Source organism: Microbacterium sp. A8/3-1, assembly GCF_040267695.1.
GTDB classification, from domain to species: domain Bacteria; phylum Actinomycetota; class Actinomycetes; order Actinomycetales; family Microbacteriaceae; genus Microbacterium; species Microbacterium luteolum.
The window spans coordinates 1623631-1641295 of the sequence record NZ_CP158357.1; the positions used below are offsets into that span (position 1 = coordinate 1623631).

Below are 17665 nucleotides of genomic sequence, written 5' to 3' on the forward strand. Positions count from 1 at the left end.
ATGACCAACCGTGACGACATGACCCTGACCTCCGCCGGCTACTACGTCTCGCAGGAGGCCCCGATCCGCTCCGACAACCCGGTGGCGACGCCGACGGCCACCGCTCCCGACATCCTGCGCTGCGCCTACATGGAGCTCGTGGTCAGCGACCTCGCGGCATCCCGCCAGTTCTACGTCGACATCCTCGGCCTGTACGTCACCGAAGAGGACGACGAGGCGATCTACCTGCGCTCGACGGAGGAGTTCATCCACCACAACCTCGTGCTGCGCAAGGGCCCGATCGCCGCCGTCGCTGCGTTCTCATACCGTGTGCGCACGCCGGAGGACCTGGACCGCGCCGTCGAGTTCTACACCGAGCTCGGCTGCGACGTGCGCCGCAACCCCGACGGGTTCGTGAAGGGCGTCGGGGACTCGGTGCGGGTGGTCGACCCGCTCGGCTTCCCGATCGAGTTCTTCCACCAGTCTGACCACGTCGAGCGCATGTCGTGGCGCTACGACCTGCACATCCCGGGCGAGCTGGTGCGCCTCGACCACTTCAACCAGGTCACCCCCGACGTCCCCCGCGCGGTGAAGTTCATGCAGGACCTCGGCTTCCGCGTCACTGAGGACATCCAGGACGACGAGGGCACGGTCTACGCGGCGTGGATGCGCCGCAAGCCCACCGTGCACGACACCGCGATGACCGGCGGCGACGGTCCGCGCATGCACCACGTGTGCTTCGCCACCCACGAGAAGCACAACATCCTCGCGATCTGCGACAAGCTCGGCGCCCTCCGCCGCTCCGACTCGATCGAGCGCGGCCCCGGCCGCCACGGCGTCTCGAACGCGTTCTACCTGTACCTCCGCGATCCGGACGGTCACCGCGTCGAGGTCTACACGCAGGACTACTACACGGGCGACCCCGACAACCCGGTCATCACCTGGGATGTGCACGACAACCAGCGTCGGGACTGGTGGGGCAACCCGGTCGTGCCGAGCTGGTACACCGAGGCGAGCCTGGTGCTCGATCTCGACGGCAACCCGCAACCGGTCGTCGCCCGCACCGACAGCTCGGAGATGGCCGTGACGATCGGCGCCGACGGCTTCTCGTACACGCGCGCGGACGAGGGCGAGAAGAAGCTGGGCAACCAGCTGTGACCCCCGAAGTCATCGCGCAGATCGCGGCGGAGCTCGCCGAGGCCGATCACACGCACGCGGTCATCCCGCGGATCACCGCGCGGTACCCGGATGCCACGGTCGAGGACTCGTATGCGATCCAGGGCGTGTGGCGGGATTCGCAGATCGCGGCCGGTCGACGCCTGGTCGGGCGCAAGATCGGTTTGACCTCCAAGGCCATGCAGCAGGCGACCGGCATCACCGAACCCGACTACGGCGTGATGTTCGACGACACGGTCTACGAGTCTGGCGCCGAGATCCCGGTCGACCACTTCTCCAACGTGCGCATCGAGGTGGAGCTGGCGTTCGTGCTGAAGCATCCGCTCGAAGGTCCGGACTGCACACTCGACGACGCCCTCGCGGCGATCGACTACGCGGTCCCCGCTCTCGAGGTGCTCAACTCGCACATCGAGCTCGAGGGGCGCACCATCGTCGACACCATCAGCGACAACGCCGCGTACGGCGCGATGGTCCTGGGCACCGAGCATCGCCGCCCGGATGAGATCGACCTGCGCTGGGTGCCCGGCGTGCTGTCGCGCAACGGCGAGATCGAGGAGACCGGCGTGGCCGCGGGAGTGCTGGGCCATCCGGCGACCGGCGTCGCGTGGCTGGCGAACAAGTTCCATCAGCACGGCGCGCGTCTGGAGGCGGGAGAGATCATCCTGGCAGGATCGTTCACGCGCCCGATGTGGGTGTCGCGCGGCGACGAGGTGCTGTGCGATTACGGACCGATGGGAACAATCACATGCCGCTTCGTCTAGACCCGTCGTTCCGCGAGCGACTCGCCTCCTCCGATCGTGCGCTGATCGGCATGTGGGCATGCTCGGGCAGCACGCTCGTCACCGAGGTCGCCGCGGGTTCCGGTCTCGACTGGCTGCTCATCGACATGGAGCACTCGACGAACACGCTCGAATCGGTCCTGCTCCAGCTGCAGACGGTGGCGGCGTACCCGATCACCCCGCTCGTGCGGGTCCCCTCCAACGACACCGTCGCGATCAAGCAGATCCTCGACCTCGGCGCACAGAACCTGATCGTGCCGATGGTGTCCTCCGCCGATGAGGCGCGAGCCGCCGTGGCGGCGACGCGCTATCCCCCCGCCGGCGTCCGTGGCGTCGGCAGTGCGCTGGCGCGCAGCGCCCGCTGGAACCGGGTCGACGGCTACCTGCAGGAATCCGCGCAGCACACCTCCCTCACGGTGCAGATCGAGACAGCGGCCGGAGTGGACGCCGCGGCGGAGATCGCCGCGGTGGACGGCATCGACGCGGTGTTCGTCGGGCCGTCCGACCTCTCCGCTTCGATGGGGCTCCTCGGCCAGCAGACGCACCCCGATGTCGTCGCCGCGGTCGAGAAGGTGTTCACAGCGGTCAAGGCGGCGGGGAAGCCGGTCGGCGTCAACGCCTTCGATCCGGCCGCCGCCGATGCGTACGTCGCCGGCGGTGCCGACTTCGTGGCGGTCGGTGCCGACGTGGCGCTGCTCGCCCGTGCGTCCGAGGCGCTGGCCGCGCGCTTCATCACCGCCGAGGGATCGGCGCGCGCCAGCTACTGACGTGGCAGGATCGTCTGATGCAGACGAGGGCGGTGAACCGATGAGCCGCGGGCTCGCCGCGATGCGGGATCGCAACTTCCGCTGGTTCTTCCTCGCCAGGGCGATCACGATGATCACCGGCTCGATGTCGTCGATCGCTCTGGCCTTCGCGGTGCTGGAGATCGACAACGACGCCCGCTCCCTGTCGTTCGTGCTCACCGCCTTCACGGTGAGCAACATCGTCTTCCTCCTGTTCGGCGGCGTCGTGGCCGACCGGCTGCCGCGAGCCCTGATCATCCAGACCTGCTACGTGATCGACATCCTGACGATCGGCGCGATGGCGGCGCTGCTCTTCACGGACTCGGCGACCGTCATGCTGCTGGTGGTGCTCTCGGTCGCCAACGGAGCCTCCACCGCGTTCGTGCTGCCGGCCATGCAGGGCATCATCCCGCAGCTGACGACGCCCGAGAACCTGCAGCAGGCCAATGCGATGCTCTCGTTCGTGCGCTCGGCCGTCACGATCGGCGGCCCGATCATCGCCGGGATCCTCGTCGCCACCGCCGGTCCCGCCTGGGCCATGGTCGTCCAGGCGGCCGGCTGGCTGATCGCGATCCCGGTCCTCGCCCTGGTCAAGCTCCCGCCGCCCGCGCACGCCGGCGGCACGACCATGTTCCACGATCTGCGCGTCGGCTGGCAGGAGTTCTGGAGCCGATCCTGGCTCTGGACGATCGTGCTGGCCTTCATGGTCATGAACGCGATCCACGTCGGCGCCTGGGGCGTCGTGGGTCCGTACATCGCGAAGAACGACGATCTGCTCGGCATCGCCGGATGGGGCTGGGTGCTCAGCGCCGAGGGCGCCGGCGTCCTCGTGATGACGCTGATCCTGATGTGGTTCCCGCTCAGACGGCCGCTGCGCTACGGGATGCTCGGCATGGCGGCGTTCGCGATTCCCGTGACCATGCTCGGCGTGCACCCCGCCGTCGTGCTCCTCGCCATGGCGGCGTTCATCGCGGGCGCCGGTGCCGAGGTCTTCAGCACGGGGTGGAACCTCGCGATGATGGAGAACGTCCCCGGTGAGAAGCTCTCCCGCGTGTCGAGCTACGACATGCTCGGGAGTTTCGTGGCGATGCCGATCGGCACGCTGGTCTTCGGCTGGCTCGTCACCCAAGCGGATGCTGCGACGGTGCTGATCGCATCCGGGATCGTCTACGCTTGCGTCGCGCTCGTGACCCTCCTCGTGCCGAGCGTGTGGCGCATGGGGAGGCCGGACGGCGCCCTGACACGGCGCAGCTGACTCTGGCTTATTCATAGCAATCCGGGCGAGACTGTCAGCATGACCTTCGCCGCGCTCCAGCCCCTCGCCGACCGTGCCGCCCTGTTCACCGCGCTCCGCCAGGACGCTCTCGCCGCCGCGGCCGACGCGCTGGGTGAGCATCGCTGGGACGCCGACATGGCAGCCGGCACCATCACCTTCACGGCGAACGCCGACCCGTCTCGTCAGCTCGTCACTCGGGCGCACCTGATCGCGACGATCGCTCCTGGACCCCGGTCGATGCTGTGGGCCTGGGCTCATCCGCAGGGCGATGCCCAGGGCGTCGCCGCTCAGCTGCGCGCGTACGGCGCGGAGCACGGCATCGCGGATCTCGCGGCACCCGAGGTCGCCTTCCCGGCCGACGCCGCCGCGGACGAGGAATGGATCGCCCAGGCCGCTCACGTGGTCGGCGGGGTCGCGGTGGAGCTCACCGGTCGCTCGCCCTACTACTCCGCGCCGGTGGGCGGCGGCACCCGCGCCGTGTTCGTCCTCGACGCCCCGCTCCCCGCCCTCACGGTGTCGGACGCCGTCATCGCCCTCCCCCGCATCCTCTCCGGTCTTGCTCTCACCGACGCCCGCACGGCCGTCTGGGACCTCGCCCGTCTCGCCGGCTGGACCCTCACCTGGACGGATGAGGCGTTCTCCGGAGCCTCCGTCGTCGACGCCTCGGGCTCGGCGACGTTCCGCTTCGACGAGCAGGCGCGGATCAGCGGGATCGAAGGGTCACTCGCCGGACACGCCTGATCCGACGCGGGCGCGGCACCTGCGGGATCCGGTGCGGTGTGGGACTCTGGTCGCATGAAGAACGGAATCGTCCGGTTCGTGTCGCTGTACGTGTTCAACGTCGCGGTCCTGCTGCTGATCGGCCTGCTGCTGCGCGGCGTCTCCGTCGGCTGGAACGCGCTCTGGGCCGCCATCATCCTGACGCTCGCGGCGCTCTTCGTGAAGCCGCTGCTGCGGAGCGTGTTCCGGCGATCGGCCGCGAAGTCGGCGGCCGATCGCACGAAGACGGGTGAGAAGGTCGTCCAGTACGTCCTGGTGTACATCGTCGAGCTGATCGTGTGGGTTCTCACGGTGTGGCTGAGCGGCGTACGCTCCACGAGCTTCTGGGGCTACGTCATCCCGCCGCTGATCCTGCTGCTCGGCTGGGTCGTCTACGACCAGATCGACGACAAGCTCCACGCCAAGGCCGGCGAGATCTACGATGTCGTCCAGTCGCGCGTCAAGGGCGGCGGCACGAAGCCGACGGCGTCCGCCCCCGCCCCCGCCCCCGAGCGCGAGACGCCCGAGACCGCGGCCGCCCGCGACGAGCTCAAGGACGGCCTCACTCCCGAGCAGCGGCGGATGCTCGACGAACTCGGCTGACTCGTCAGGCGAGCCGCTCCGCCGCCTCGACCACGTTGGTCATGAGCAGGGCGACCGTCATCGGGCCGACACCGCCCGGGTTCGGAGACAGGTAGCCGGCGACCTCGGCCACGTCGGGGTGCACGTCGCCGAAGACCAGGCTCTTGCCGGTCTCCGCATCGCTCTCCCGCGTGACGCCCACGTCGAGCACCGCCGCGCCGGGCTTGACGTCCTCGGCGCGGATGAGGTGCTTGACCCCGGCCGCCGCGACGATGACGTCGGCCTCGCGGAGGTAGCGCGGCATGTCGACGGTTCCGGTGTGCGTGAGCGTGACGGTCGCGTTGAGGTCGCGCCGCGTGAGCAGCAACCCGATCGAGCGTCCGATCGTGACACCGCGGCCGACGACGACCACGTGCTTGCCCTTGAGGTCGTAGTCGTTGCGCAGCAGCAGCTCGATCACACCGCGCGGCGTGCACGGCAGCGGGGTGTGGATCGGCGCGTTCACGTTCAGCACGAGCCGCCCGAGGTTGGTCGGGTGCAGCCCGTCGGCATCCTTCGCGGGATCGATCCGCTCGAGGATCGCATCCGTGTCGATGTGCTTCGGCAGCGGCAGCTGCACGATGTAGCCGTGGCACGCCGAGTCGGCGTTGAGCTCGTCGATCAGCGCCTCGACGTCGGCCTGTGTGGCGTCGGCGGGCAGCTCGCGCTGGATCGAGTTCATCCCGATCGCCTCGGACTGTCGGTGCTTCATGCCCACGTAGAGCTGAGAGGCGGGGTCGGCGCCCACGAGCACCGTGGCGATGCCGGGCGTGATCCCCTTCGCCTTCAGCGCGGCGACACGCTCGGTCAGCTCGGCGCGGATCTCGGCGGCCGCCGCCTTGCCGTCGAGGACGACAGCGGTCACTGCTGCAGGTCCGGGTAGAGCGGGAAGCCGGCGGCGAGCGCGTCGACCCGTGCACGGAGGGCCTCGACATCGGCCCCCGGGATCAGCGCCAGTGCGATGATGTCGGCGACCTCGGTGAACTCGGCGTCGCCGAAACCGCGGGTGGCGAGCGCCGGCGTGCCGATGCGCAGACCCGAGGTCACCATCGGCGGACGCGGGTCGTTCGGCACCGCGTTGCGGTTCACGGTGATGCGGATGTCGTGCAGGAGGTCTTCGGCCTGCTTGCCGTCGATCTCGGCATCGCGCAGATCGACCAGCACCAGGTGCACGTCGGTGCCGCCCGAGCGCACGCCGATGCCGGCATCCTTCACGTCCTGCTGCGAGAGGCGCTCAGCGATGAGAGCGGCACCGCGCAGGGTGCGCTCTTGACGCTCGGCGAACTCCGGAGTGGCCGCGAGCTTGAACGCGGTCGCCTTGGCGGCGATCACGTGCATGAGCGGTCCGCCCTGCTGACCGGGGAACACGGCGGTGTTGATCTTCTTCGCGATGTCGGCGTCGTTCGTGAGGATGAAGCCCGAGCGGGGGCCGCCGATGGTCTTGTGCACGGTCGACGAGACGACATGCGCGTGCGGCACCGGGTTCGGGTGCAGGCCCGCGGCCACGAGACCGGCGAAGTGCGCCATGTCGACCCAGAGCAGCGCACCGACCTCGTCGGCGATCGCGCGGAAGGCTTCGAAGTCCAGCGTGCGGGGGTAGGCGGACCAGCCGGCGATGATGACCTTCGGCTTGTGCTGGATGGCGAGACGACGGACCTCGTCCATGTCGATGATCGAGGTCTCGGGGTCGACACCATAGGCGACGATGTCGTAGAGACGGCCGGAGAAGTTGATCTTCATGCCGTGCGTCAGGTGGCCGCCCTGGTCGAGCGACAGGCCGAGCAGGGTGTCGCCGGGGCGGGCGATGGCGTGCAGCACCGCCGCATTGGCCGAAGCGCCGGAGTGTGGCTGGACGTTCGCGAACTCCGAGCCGAACAGGCTCTTGGCCCGCTCGATCGCCAGCGACTCGGCGACGTCGACCTCTTCGCAGCCTCCGTAGTAGCGGCGACCCGGGTAGCCCTCGGCGTACTTGTTCGTGAGCACGGAGCCCTGAGACTGCAGCACCGACACGGGAACGAAGTTCTCCGAGGCGATCATCTCGAGGAACGTCTGCTGACGCTTCAGTTCACGGTCGAGGACCTGAGCGATCTCGGGATCGACCTCGGAAAGCGGGGCGTTGAAGTAACGGTCGGTCATGATGACATGCTCCTCTGACAACGGATTCGAAAGGGTGTACCGATCGGCCCAGGCGCGCGGTCGAATTCCGTGGTCAGTCGCTCCCCGGTGGTAGTCCACCCAGACGCCAGTTGCGACGGTTACGAGCATAGCGGATCGGCGCTGCCCGCTGCGTCCCGCGACGCCGCCGCGATCTCATCCGATCGCTACCACGTGGACGTCGGCATGGGTGCCCGGGACCGTGGCGAGTTTGCGGTCGGTGGTCAGCACCCTGGCTTCGAGCACCTCCCCCAGCACCAGGTACGCCGCGTCGTAGGCGGTGGCATTCATGGCGAGGTCGGCGACCCGCGAGAGGAGCGGCGACACCGGAAACAGCACCAGCTCCATCCGCTGGAGCAGCGCCAACTGCCCACGAAACTCTTCATCGGTCGTCAGACGGGCGAGACGCAGCCCGCGAAGCGCGTTCGCGACTTCCGTCGGGCCATGCGCGGGCATCGCCCAGTCGCCATCACCCATCATGACCTCACGCACCTGCTGTCCCCGAGCGCCGACGTCGGTGATCGCCTCGACCACGGCCGATGCGTCGAGGACGATCACGAATCGGCCGGCTTGCCCAGCGCGTCCATGATGCGTTCGTCACGTCCGTTCCGACCTTCGCGGATCAGCTCCGCGATGCGGTCGGAAGACATCTCTCCGGAGACCGGAATCGGCGCCATCGCACGCAGGAACTCACGGTTTCGCGACTTCCTCGCCTCGACTTCCAGGACTTCACGGAGGAACACCTGCAGGGATTGCCCCCGCTCGCGCGCTGCCCGCATGAGATCGTCTCTGATCGCTCCCGGCACGTCGCGCACTTGAATCGCCACCATGGGATGGAGAGTAGCATGCACATCTGCATGCATGGTCTTCGCGGTCAGCATGGGACGACGGTAACGAGGGAGAACCCACCGCCGCAGAGATTGTCCACAGCATCGATTCGACTTCCACCATTCCGCTGGACGGTGCGGCCGGGTAGGTTTTGTTCATGGTCTTTACCCATTCCCTTCCGCTCGTGCCAGCACCCGTGTCCGCCACCGCAGGAGAAGGACGGATGCCGATCACCGCGACGACGCGCGTGCTCGGCTCCTCCCCCGCCGCGACGCAGCTGATCGAGGCGGTCGAGCGACGCAGCGGCATCCGCCTCTCCCGCGCCGACGCGTCTCCGGCCGACATCGAGCTCCGCGTCGACCCGGCCGTGGCCGCCGCCGAGGGCTACACGCTCGCCGTCGGCGATCGGGCGGTCGTGGTCGGCGCCGACGAGGCCGGGCTCTTCTACGGCGTGCAGACGCTGCTGCAGCTGCTCCGCGAGGACGAGAGCGGCTGGGGCGTCCTGCGCGCCGAGGTGCAGGATGCTCCGCGGTTCGGTCGCCGCGGCGTCATGCTCGACGTCGCGCGGCACTTCTTCGACGTGGCCGAGGTGAAGAAGTTCATCGACAGCACGAGTGCTCTCAAGTTCAACCACCTGCACCTGCACCTGAGCGACGACCAGGGCTGGCGCATCCACATCGACTCCTGGCCGCTCCTCACCGAGCTCTCGTCCAGCACGTCGGTCGACGGCCACCCCGGCGGTTCCTACACGAAGGACGACTACCGCGAGATCGTCTCGTATGCGGCCGAGCGGCACATGATCGTGATCCCGGAGATCGATCTGCCCGGTCACACGCACGCGATCGGCGTCGCGTACCCCGATCTCGTCGAAGCGCCGGTGCTGAACGACGGGCTCGTCTCGGAGTCCGCCAGGCTCGGGCAGCCGCTGCCCGTCGCCGGCGAGATCTACCTGGGCTGGGGCGTCGGCCACTCCAGCGTGCGCATCCACGAGGAGCGCACCTACGAGTTCGTCCGCGACGTCGTGCGCGAGCTCGCCGAGCTCACGCCGGGCCCGTACATCCATGTGGGCGGAGACGAATCGCTCGGCACCCCTCAGGCGGACTTCGACCTCTTCGCCGAGCGGGTCACGGCCATCGTGTTCGAGGAGGGCAAGACGCCCGTCGCCTGGCACGAGATGGGCTCCGCCGCCGAGATCGCCGAGGGGACCATCGGCCAGTACTGGGGCAAGACGACGCCGGAGGGCACGCACGCCGAGGAAGCGGTGCACTTCGTGGAGCGCGGCGGGGCGCTGATCATGTCCGCCGCTGATGTCACCTACCTCGACATGAAGTACTCGGAGGACTTCCCGCTCGGACTGACGTGGGCGGCGATCATCGACGTCCGTTCCGCGTACGAGTGGGAGCCGACCGCCGTCCTCGACGTTCCGGATGCCGCCATCCTCGGGATCGAGGCTCCGCTCTGGTCCGAGACCACGCGCACGCTGAGCGACGTCGAGAAGCTCGTCTTCCCGCGCGCCGCAGCACAGGCAGAGGTCGCGTGGTCGCCGAAGGAGGCACCCGACCGCGTCTGGGCGTCGTTCCGCGAGCGGCTCGGCTCGCTCGCCCCGCTGTGGAAGGCTGAGGGGGTCGATTTCCACCCCGCAGACGAGATCCCCTGGAGCGAACGTTGAGCATCCACTCCTCCGCGACCGGTTCGCTGGTCATCCACTCCGCCCGCATCATCGATCGGGGCGAGGCCGTCGAGGACGGCTGGGTCCGCTTCGTCGACGGCGCCGTGGTCGCACGCGGGACGGGGGCGACCTGGGAACCAGCGGACGAGGCGTTCGACGCCGCCGAGATCGCCGGGCCCGGTGCCGTGCTGACCCCCGGCTTCATCGACATCCACGGGCACGGAGGAGCGGGATCCGCGTTCGACGACGGCGTCGAGGCGATCCGCACCGGGCGCGCCCTGCATCGCGCGCACGGCACGACCCGTGCGGTGATCTCGCTGGTGACGGCGCCGCTGGACGAGCTCGGCCGCAGCGTCGCCGCAATCGCCGATCTCATGGAGACGGATGCCGACATCCTCGGCACCCACCTGGAAGGGCCGTTCCTCGACCCCGCGCATCACGGCGCCCATGAGCCCTCGCTGCTCAGGGCACCCACGGCGGCCGATGTCGCCCGCCTTCTCGAGGCCGGTCGCGGCACCGTCCGTCAGGTCACGATCGCGCCCGAGCTGCCCGGCGGACTCGACGCGATCCGCCAGATCGTCGCCGCAGGAGCGGCGGCGGCCGTCGGCCACACGAGCGCGGACGCGGCGATGGCGGTCGCCGCCTTCGAAGCGGGGGCGTCGATCCTCACGCACGCGTTCAACGCGATGCCGGGCATCCACCACCGCGCGCCCGGTCCGGTTCTCGCCGCGGCGGCGGATCATCGCGTGATCCTCGAGGCGATCGCCGACAACGTGCACCTCGATCCCCACGTGATCAAGCTGATCTTCGACTCCGCGCCGGGACGCGTGGCACTCATCACCGACGCGATGGCCGCAGCGGGCAGCGCCGACGGGCACTACGACCTCGGCGCCGTGAGCGTCACGGTCGAGGACGGCGTGGCCCGCGCCGACGACACCGGCTCGATCGCCGGGTCGACCCTGACACAGGACGTGGCGCTGCGCCGGGCAGTCGATGCAGGCGCGACACTGACCGAGGCCGTGCGGGCCCTCACCGAGACGCCGGCGCGGGCCATCGGCCGCGATTCTGCACTCGGCAGCCTCCGCGAAGGCATGACGGCGGATGCCGTGCTTCTGGATGCAGAACTGCACGTCGCGCGCGTATGGGTGGGATCACGGCTGCTCGCAGGATGAGAGCCGCGCATCGCGCGACGACGCGCAGCTCTGCGCTCTCCGGTCGTTCGTGAAGTGGGGCGGGAGGCCGCCTATCCCCAGATCGGCGGCCTCATCCCCTCACAGAGAGGGGGGCCGAGAACTCCTCCCCCGAGGCTCTCGACCCACCCAGCCGGTGCAGTTGCCCCTCGCACCAGCGCCTGAACTCCGCCCCCCGGTGGAATTCGTACGGCTATCTCTATGGGATGAGACGACGCGGACGCCGATTCATTACGCGACTTCTCAGATTTTCCTCGAATCTTTTCTCGACGATCTCAGGAAATTGCTCCAGACCTGGGTTTTATCACATCAAAGAATCTGCCGGTGAGATCTCGCCGAGGGGTGGCCAAGCTGGGAGATCCGGGAGAGAATGGAAAGACGCGTGATGAGATCCTCTCTCGCGCGTCTCTTCCTGTGGAGGCGTTCCTGCGCCCCAGGAGCGATGGATGACAGTGCACGAACAGAACTCACACCACGACGAGCCGATCGGCGACGCCGACCTGATCCTCCGCGCCCGCTCGGGCGACACGGAGGCGTTCGGCGAACTCTGGCGACGCCACTACCCGTCGGGCCTGTCCGTCGCGCGCTCCATCACCTCGTCGATCGACCCCGACGACCTCGTGCAGGAGTCGTACACCCGCATCTATCAGGCGATCATCAAGGGCGGGGGCCCGAACGGCTCGTTCCGCGCCTACCTGTTCACGAGCATCCGCAACACGGCGGCGGCCTGGGGTCGTTCCCGTCGCGAGACCGCGATCGACGAACTCGACACGGTCGCCGACCCTGACACGACAGACCAGGCCGCCAACGAGGCTCTCGACCGCAGCCTGACCGCGCAGGCCTTCCGCAGCCTCCCCTCCCGCTGGCAGGAGGTGCTCTGGTACACCGAGATCGAGCAGATGAAGCCGCACGAGGTGGCGCCGCTCCTCGGCATGAAGTCCGGCGCTGTCTCGCAGCTGGCCTTCCGAGCCCGCGAAGGCCTCCGTGAGGCATGGATCCAGGCGCACCTGCGCAGCGCAGCCGAGGGATCGGACTGCCAGTGGACCATCGAGCACCTCGGCGCGTACTCGCGAGGCAACCTCGGCACGCGCGACCACAAGCGGCTCGAGCTGCACCTCGACGAGTGCGCGCGCTGCATGATCGTCGCGGCCGAGGCGAAAGACGTCTCGAAGCGTCTCGCTCTGGTCCTCCTCCCTCTCGTCCTGGGCGTCACCGGCGCCGCGGGGTATCTCGCGACGTTGCAGGGCGGCGGAGCGCCGATCGTCGCCCTCGCCGCGATGCCCTCCAACATCCCCGGCAGCGTGTTCGCAGGCGACCCCGGCGCTGGCGCCGTGGCTCTGGGAGCAGGCTCGGGGAGCGGCGCGGCCGGTTCGGGCGGCACGGCAGGCGGCGGCGCGGGTGTCGCCACCGGCGTCGGCACGTCCGGTGGCGTGCTCACCGGGATGGGTGCGCTCGTCGGCGTGGGCTCTGCGGCTCTGGTCGTCGCGGGCGTCGTCGCCGCTGCGACGATCATCCCCGGCCTCTCCGGGGCCGAACCCACGACCTCGTTGGCCAGCGCCGCCGACGGAGGCTCGTCGTCGATCACCTCCGACGTCGGACCCGACGCCTCGATGAACCTCGAAGAACCGGTCGTCATCGAAGAACCTGTCACGAAGCCCGACGCGACGCCGACCCCGCCGGCCGAGGAGCCCGCCGCGCGGTCGACACCGGAGCAGACCGGGCCGGTCGTCGCTCCGCCGGTGCCGCCGACGACCGATCCCGAGGACGAGGTCGACCCAACCGATCCGACGGACCCCACGGATCCCACGGACCCGACCGACCCCACGGACCCGACCGATCCCACGGACCCGACCGATCCGACGGACCCGACCGATCCCACGGACCCGACGGACCCGACCGATCCCGCCGTGCCGACCACAGCACCATCCTGGTCCGCCGCCACGATCTGGTTCGAGGGCCTGCGCATCCACTACAGCGTGCCGATCACGGGAGTGCCCGGAACGACCGTGGAGGCGCTGCTCGACGGAAGCCGCGGCGGAGGCGACGAGATCGTCCTGGACTCCCTCGGACAGGGGACGATCGACCTGCGGCCCGGTCTGGTTCAGCTGCTGTTCTCGGCCGACACGACGGTGACCTTCCGCTATGTGCTCGCCGACGGCATCGGCCCGTCCGTCGACACGACTTTGCGTGCGCTGGGCGAACCCCCGCTCATCGACGCGGATATGCCTCCGGTCGACGCCACGATCCTGGACGACAGCACAGGCACCGTTCCGGCCGCAGTGCCGGATGAGCCGGCCGCCCCCGTGGAACCGGAGCCCGTTCCCGCTCCGGTCGAGCCCGCTCCTGCGCCTGTCGAGCCCGCTCCTGCGCCTGTCGAGACGGAACCGGCTCCGATCGAGACCGCACCCGCCATCGTAGAATCGGCTCCGGTCGACGAGGCGGCCACGGCCCCGGTCGACGAGGCTCTCGCACCGGCCGAGGAGCCTGCACCCGCCGAATAGACTGGGGGCATGCCCCAGGATTCAGCACCCGTCCCCGGCGTCGACCGTCCGGTCATCACCGCGCTCGACATCGTCCGCGCCGTCGTGCTCGTCGTCGCCGTGGCATCTCTCGCTCTCTGGGGCTTCGCCAGCTGGTCGCTTCCGTGGAACGTCGTCGCAGGTGTGGGCGCCCCGATCGTCGTCCTGCTGATCTGGGCGCTGTTCCTCTCCCCGCGCCCGGTTCTGCGGGTGCATCCGTTCCTCCGGGCGGCCGTCGAGCTCTTCATCTACGTCGGTGTCACCATCGCGTGGTGGTCGATGGGCCAGGCGCTCATCGGCACCGCATTCGCCCTGGTCGCGATCGTCACCGGGGTCCTCAGCGGCCGACGCACCCTGTCGTGAACGCACGTCCGTGAGTGTGCAGGCGTGAGCGTGAGGGCGCGGACGTGACGGCGCTGACCCTGCTGCAGGAGGAGCTCGGCCCGCTCATCGATGTGCGACCCGAGGCGCTCGAAGAGGCACGGGCCGACCGCTCCGGTCACGCGGCCGTCGGGCGCCCGCTCGCCGTCGTGCACGCAGAGACCGTGGATCACGTTCAGCGGACCATGCGGATCGCCACCGCCACACGCACGCCCGTGGTCGTCCGCGGCGCCGGCACGGGGTTGGCGGGAGCGGCCAACGCCGGCGAGGGCGAGATCGTGCTCTCCACCCGTCGGATGGACGCGATCCTCGAGGTGCGGCCCGACGATCTCCTCGCCGTCGTCGAACCCGGGATCCTCAACGCCGACCTGAACGACAAGCTTGCCGCCGCCGGGGTGTGGTGGGCGCCCGACCCCGCCAGCCGCGACATCTCGACCGTGGGCGGCAACATCGCGACCGGTGCGGGAGGGCTTCTCTGCGCCAAGTACGGCGTCGTGCGCGATGCGGTGCTCGGCGTCGACCTCGTGCTCGCCGACGGCCGCCTGCTCCACCTCGGACACCGCAGCGTCAAAGGCGTCACGGGCCTCGACCTCACCTCGCTGGTGATCGGCTCGGAGGGCACGCTGGGCGTCGTCGTCGGCGCGACCCTGAAGCTGCGCCGCCTGGTCGCGGGTGACGTCTGCACGCTGACCGCGACCTTCCCCGACGTGCGGGCCGCGGCCGCGGCATCCGCTGCGGTCACCGCTGCCGGTGTGCAGCCCGCGATCATGGAGCTGATGGATGCCGCGAGCCTGGCCGCCGTCCACGCGCTGCTCGACCTCCCCGCCCCGGCGCCTGGGGCAGCGCAGCTCACCGTCCGGACAGACGGACCGGCGGCCGCTGCGGAGGCCGAGACGATCGCCGGGATCCTGCGCGATCACGATGGCCTCACGACACTCGCCCGCGACCGCGACGAGGGCGAGCGGCTTCTCGCGATCCGGCGCTCGATGCACGCGGCGATGGCCTCTCTCGGTACCACGCTGATCGAAGACGTCTCGGTGCCGCGCAGTGCGATGCCGGCCATGTTCGACGAGATCGCGCGCATCGAGCGCGACTTCGGTCTCACGATCCCCACGGTCGCGCACGCCGGCGACGGCAACCTCCACCCGAACTTCATCTTCGAGGGCCCGGAGACTCCGACGCACGTCTGGGCCGCCGCCGACGAGCTGTTCCGCTCCGCGATCCGCCTGGGCGGCACGCTGACCGGCGAGCACGGCATCGGCGTGCTGAAGCGTCGCTGGCTCGCCGACGAGCTCGGTGACGACCAGTGGCGGCTGCAGCGTCAGATCGCCGGGGTGTTCGACCCGCTCGGCATCCTCAACCCCGGGAAGGTCTTCGAGCCCGATGCCTGACATCCATGTGAGCGCGGCCGTGATCGTCGACGACGACGGGCGCGTACTCGTCGTCCGCAAGCAGGGGACGACGAGGTTCATGCAGCCCGGCGGCAAGCCGGAGCCCGGCGAATCGCCCGCGCAGACGCTGATCCGAGAACTGCACGAGGAGCTCGGGCTGCGTCTCGACGAGGCGGACCTCCAGCCGCTCGGCACGTTCATCTCCGAAGCGGCCAACGAACCCGGTCACCGCGTCGTCGCCGAGGCGTTCGCGACCTCCGTCGCCCCGGACGCCGTGTCGGTGCAGGCCGAGCTCGCAGAACTGCGCTGGATCACGCCGTCCGACGTCGCGACGCTGCCGCTTGCGCCGCTGAGCCTCGAGCATCTGCTGCCGATCGCCTGGCCGGCGCACACGCCGTAGGCGCTCCCGCTAGATGCCCTGCCAGGCGGGCTTGTTGGCGAACGTGTAGCGGTAGTAGTCCGCGAGCTTCAGACGCGATGCCGCGGCCTCGTCGACGACCACGGTGGCATGCGGGTGCAGCTGGATCGCCGAGCCGGGGAGGAAGGCCGTGAGCGGCCCCTCGACCGCGTCGGCGACCGCCTGCGCCTTGCCCTCGCCGAACGCCAGCAGGACCAGATGGCGCGCCTTCAGGATGGTGCCGAGCCCCTGGGTGATGCAGTGCCGCGGCACGTCGTCGATGGAGTCGAAGAACCGCGCGTTGTCCTCGCGGGTCTGCTCGGTGAGCGTCTTCACGCGGGTCTGCGAGGCGAACGACGATCCGGGCTCGTTGAAGCCGATGTGCCCGTCGGTCCCGATCCCGAGGATCTGCAGGTCCACTCCGCCCGCCGCGGCGATCGCGGCCTCGTAGTCGTCGCCGGCGTGCTGGATCGTCGCCGCGGCGCCGTTGGGCACGTGGATGCGCTGCGGATCGAGCCCGAGCGGCTCGACCACCTCGCGCGTGATCACCGAACGGTAGCTCTCCGGGTGCGCGGGGTCGATGCCGACGTACTCGTCGAGGGCGAACCCGCGGACCTGCGAGACGTCGTGCCCGGCGAGCTGCGTGCGCAGCGCGAGGTAGACCGGAAGCGGCGTGGAGCCCGTGGCGAGGCCCAGCACCGCATCGCGGCGACGCTCGATGAGCTCGACGATCTCGGTGGCGACCAGCGCGCCGGCAGCAGCCGCGTTCTCGACGATGACGACCTCAGCCATGGGGGACGATCTCCTTCTCGGGTACGGAGGCGCCCACCAGAGCGGCGCCGAAGGCAGCCGCGGGGGAACCCGCGGAGAGCAGTTCGATTCTCTCATCCAGGCGCAGCGACCGCATGAACGGCGACGCCTCTGCGCCGGCGTGCAGGGCGGTGCGGATGCCGTCCTCGAGCCGCGCGCCGAGCGCGGTGAGCCCACCGCCGATGACCACGGTCTCGACGTCCGCGGACAGCACGAGGATCCGGACCGCGGCGGCCGCGCCGTGGTAGAGATCGTCGCGGAGTGCCGACGCGTGGGCGTCTCCGGCATCCGCCGCATCGAAGATGTCCCTGATCGGGAGGGCACCGGGGCGTCCCCAGGCCTTCGCGAGGGCTCCCCCGCCGCAGAACGTCTCGATGCAGCCGAGCTGTCCGCATCCGCAGAGGCGTCCGTGCGGGTCGACAGAGATGTGTCCGACCTCGCCGGCCGTGCCGCGCGAACCGCGCCAGATGCGCCCGTCGATCACGATGCCCGCTGCGACGCCGGTGCCGAGGTTGAGGTAGGCCATGGATCCCGCGACCCCGCCGAGGACCGCGGCGCCGAGGGCGGCGGCCTTCACGTCGTTCTCGACGCGGAACGGGATGCCGAGCATCCGCTCGGCGCGCGCGGCGAGATCGAGCGACTTCACCCCGAGGTTGACCGCGTGGTCGACGCGCCCCTCCGCGACGTCGACGAGACCGGGGATGCCGACGCCGACGGAGCCGATGTCGGAGACGGGGAAGCCCGTCTCGTCGGCGAGCGCGGTGACGGCCATGACGATGCTCTCGACCACGGCGTCGTCGCCCCAGCCGGTCGATCGGCGGATGCGGCCGAGGATGTCGCCGGAGCCGTCGACGGCGACCGCGTCGATCTTCGTCCCGCCGACGTCCAGGCCCACTCGAATCTGCCGACCGGCTCGGTCGGCGGTCTCTGCCCCGCTCATCGGATGGCGCT

The 17665-nt window shown here is 69.8% G+C and carries 18 protein-coding genes and 1 riboswitch; of the genes, 12 read left to right on the forward strand and 6 right to left on the reverse strand.

Going from position 1 to position 17665, the window contains the following annotated elements:
• Genes hpaD through ABS642_RS08090 form a run of 6 tightly spaced genes read left to right on the forward strand, consistent with a single transcriptional unit; the run spans position 1 to position 5357 of the window.
• Positions 1–1137, forward strand: coding sequence for a 3,4-dihydroxyphenylacetate 2,3-dioxygenase (hpaD, locus tag ABS642_RS08065; protein WP_350352916.1), 1137 nt, complete (start codon positions 1–3; stop codon positions 1135–1137).
• Positions 1134–1916 carry a fumarylacetoacetate hydrolase family protein gene (locus ABS642_RS08070; RefSeq protein ID WP_350352917.1) on the forward strand — a complete coding sequence of 261 codons (783 nt, stop codon included), beginning with the start codon at positions 1134–1136 and terminating at the stop codon, positions 1914–1916. The genes hpaD and ABS642_RS08070 overlap by 4 nt, the downstream gene beginning before the upstream one ends.
• Positions 1901–2701 carry an HpcH/HpaI aldolase/citrate lyase family protein gene (locus tag ABS642_RS08075; RefSeq protein WP_350352918.1) on the forward strand — a complete coding sequence of 267 codons (801 nt, stop codon included), beginning with the start codon at positions 1901–1903 and terminating at the stop codon, positions 2699–2701. The genes ABS642_RS08070 and ABS642_RS08075 overlap by 16 nt, the downstream gene beginning before the upstream one ends.
• Positions 2702–2741: 40 nt before the next feature.
• A complete protein-coding gene (locus ABS642_RS08080) occupies positions 2742–3974 on the forward strand; it encodes an MFS transporter (protein WP_350352919.1) in 1233 nt (410 codons plus the stop codon).
• Between the two features lie 39 nt (positions 3975–4013).
• Complete coding sequence (locus ABS642_RS08085) at positions 4014–4736, forward strand: DUF6882 domain-containing protein (RefSeq protein ID WP_350352920.1); 723 nt, start codon at positions 4014–4016, stop codon at positions 4734–4736.
• Positions 4737–4790: 54 nt separating this feature from the next.
• Entirely contained in the window at positions 4791–5357 is a 567-nt protein-coding gene (locus ABS642_RS08090) for a hypothetical protein (protein ID WP_350352921.1), read from the forward strand.
• A 4-nt stretch (positions 5358–5361) separates the two neighbouring features.
• On the opposite strand, the gene ABS642_RS08095 is transcribed toward ABS642_RS08090, so the two are convergent.
• The 4 genes from ABS642_RS08095 to ABS642_RS08110 form a co-directional block, all read right to left on the reverse strand.
• Positions 5362–6240 (reverse strand): bifunctional methylenetetrahydrofolate dehydrogenase/methenyltetrahydrofolate cyclohydrolase, encoded by an 879-nt coding sequence (locus ABS642_RS08095; protein WP_350352922.1) that lies wholly within the window; start codon positions 6238–6240, stop codon positions 5362–5364.
• On the reverse strand, positions 6237–7511 hold the full coding sequence (gene glyA / locus ABS642_RS08100; protein ID WP_350352923.1) for a serine hydroxymethyltransferase: 1275 nt from the start codon (positions 7509–7511) through the stop codon (positions 6237–6239). The genes ABS642_RS08095 and glyA overlap by 4 nt, the downstream gene beginning before the upstream one ends.
• Positions 7512–7550: 39 nt before the next feature.
• Positions 7551–7635: riboswitch (ZMP/ZTP riboswitch) on the reverse strand.
• A gap of 50 nt (positions 7636–7685) precedes the next feature.
• The gene (locus ABS642_RS08105) at positions 7686–8087 is read right to left on the reverse strand and encodes a type II toxin-antitoxin system VapC family toxin (protein ID WP_350352924.1); all 402 of its coding nucleotides are present in this window, start codon (positions 8085–8087) and stop codon (positions 7686–7688) included.
• Positions 8084–8410, reverse strand: coding sequence for a hypothetical protein (locus ABS642_RS08110; protein WP_350352925.1), 327 nt, complete (start codon positions 8408–8410; stop codon positions 8084–8086). The genes ABS642_RS08105 and ABS642_RS08110 overlap by 4 nt, the downstream gene beginning before the upstream one ends.
• Positions 8411–8514: 104 nt before the next feature.
• Here ABS642_RS08110 and ABS642_RS08115 point away from each other — a divergent pair, with 104 nt between their 5' ends.
• From ABS642_RS08115 to ABS642_RS08140, 6 genes are all read left to right on the forward strand, one after another.
• A complete protein-coding gene (locus ABS642_RS08115; protein ID WP_350352926.1) occupies positions 8515–10026 on the forward strand; it encodes a family 20 glycosylhydrolase in 1512 nt (503 codons plus the stop codon).
• Positions 10023–11198, forward strand: a complete 1176-nt coding sequence (gene nagA, locus ABS642_RS08120; RefSeq protein WP_350352927.1) for an N-acetylglucosamine-6-phosphate deacetylase — start codon at positions 10023–10025, stop codon at positions 11196–11198. The genes ABS642_RS08115 and nagA overlap by 4 nt, the downstream gene beginning before the upstream one ends.
• A 464-nt stretch (positions 11199–11662) precedes the next feature.
• Entirely contained in the window at positions 11663–13717 is a 2055-nt protein-coding gene (locus ABS642_RS08125) for a sigma-70 family RNA polymerase sigma factor (protein WP_350352928.1), read from the forward strand.
• Positions 13718–13726: 9 nt separating this feature from the next.
• The gene (locus ABS642_RS08130) at positions 13727–14098 is read left to right on the forward strand and encodes a YrdB family protein (protein WP_282214157.1); all 372 of its coding nucleotides are present in this window, start codon (positions 13727–13729) and stop codon (positions 14096–14098) included.
• A 44-nt stretch (positions 14099–14142) separates the two neighbouring features.
• Entirely contained in the window at positions 14143–15507 is a 1365-nt protein-coding gene (locus ABS642_RS08135; RefSeq protein ID WP_350352929.1) for an FAD-linked oxidase C-terminal domain-containing protein, read from the forward strand.
• On the forward strand, positions 15500–15907 hold the full coding sequence (locus ABS642_RS08140; RefSeq protein WP_282214159.1) for an NUDIX domain-containing protein: 408 nt from the start codon (positions 15500–15502) through the stop codon (positions 15905–15907). The genes ABS642_RS08135 and ABS642_RS08140 overlap by 8 nt, the downstream gene beginning before the upstream one ends.
• A gap of 9 nt (positions 15908–15916) precedes the next feature.
• Here the strand turns inward: ABS642_RS08140 and nagB are convergent, their stop codons facing one another.
• Together nagB and ABS642_RS08150 are read right to left on the reverse strand one after the other, a co-directional pair.
• Positions 15917–16696 carry a glucosamine-6-phosphate deaminase gene (gene nagB, locus ABS642_RS08145; protein WP_350352930.1) on the reverse strand — a complete coding sequence of 260 codons (780 nt, stop codon included), beginning with the start codon at positions 16694–16696 and terminating at the stop codon, positions 15917–15919.
• Positions 16689–17654, reverse strand: coding sequence for an ROK family protein (locus ABS642_RS08150; protein WP_350352931.1), 966 nt, complete (start codon positions 17652–17654; stop codon positions 16689–16691). Before ABS642_RS08150 ends, nagB begins: the two co-directional genes overlap by 8 nt.
• Positions 17655–17665: the final 11 nt, after the last annotated feature.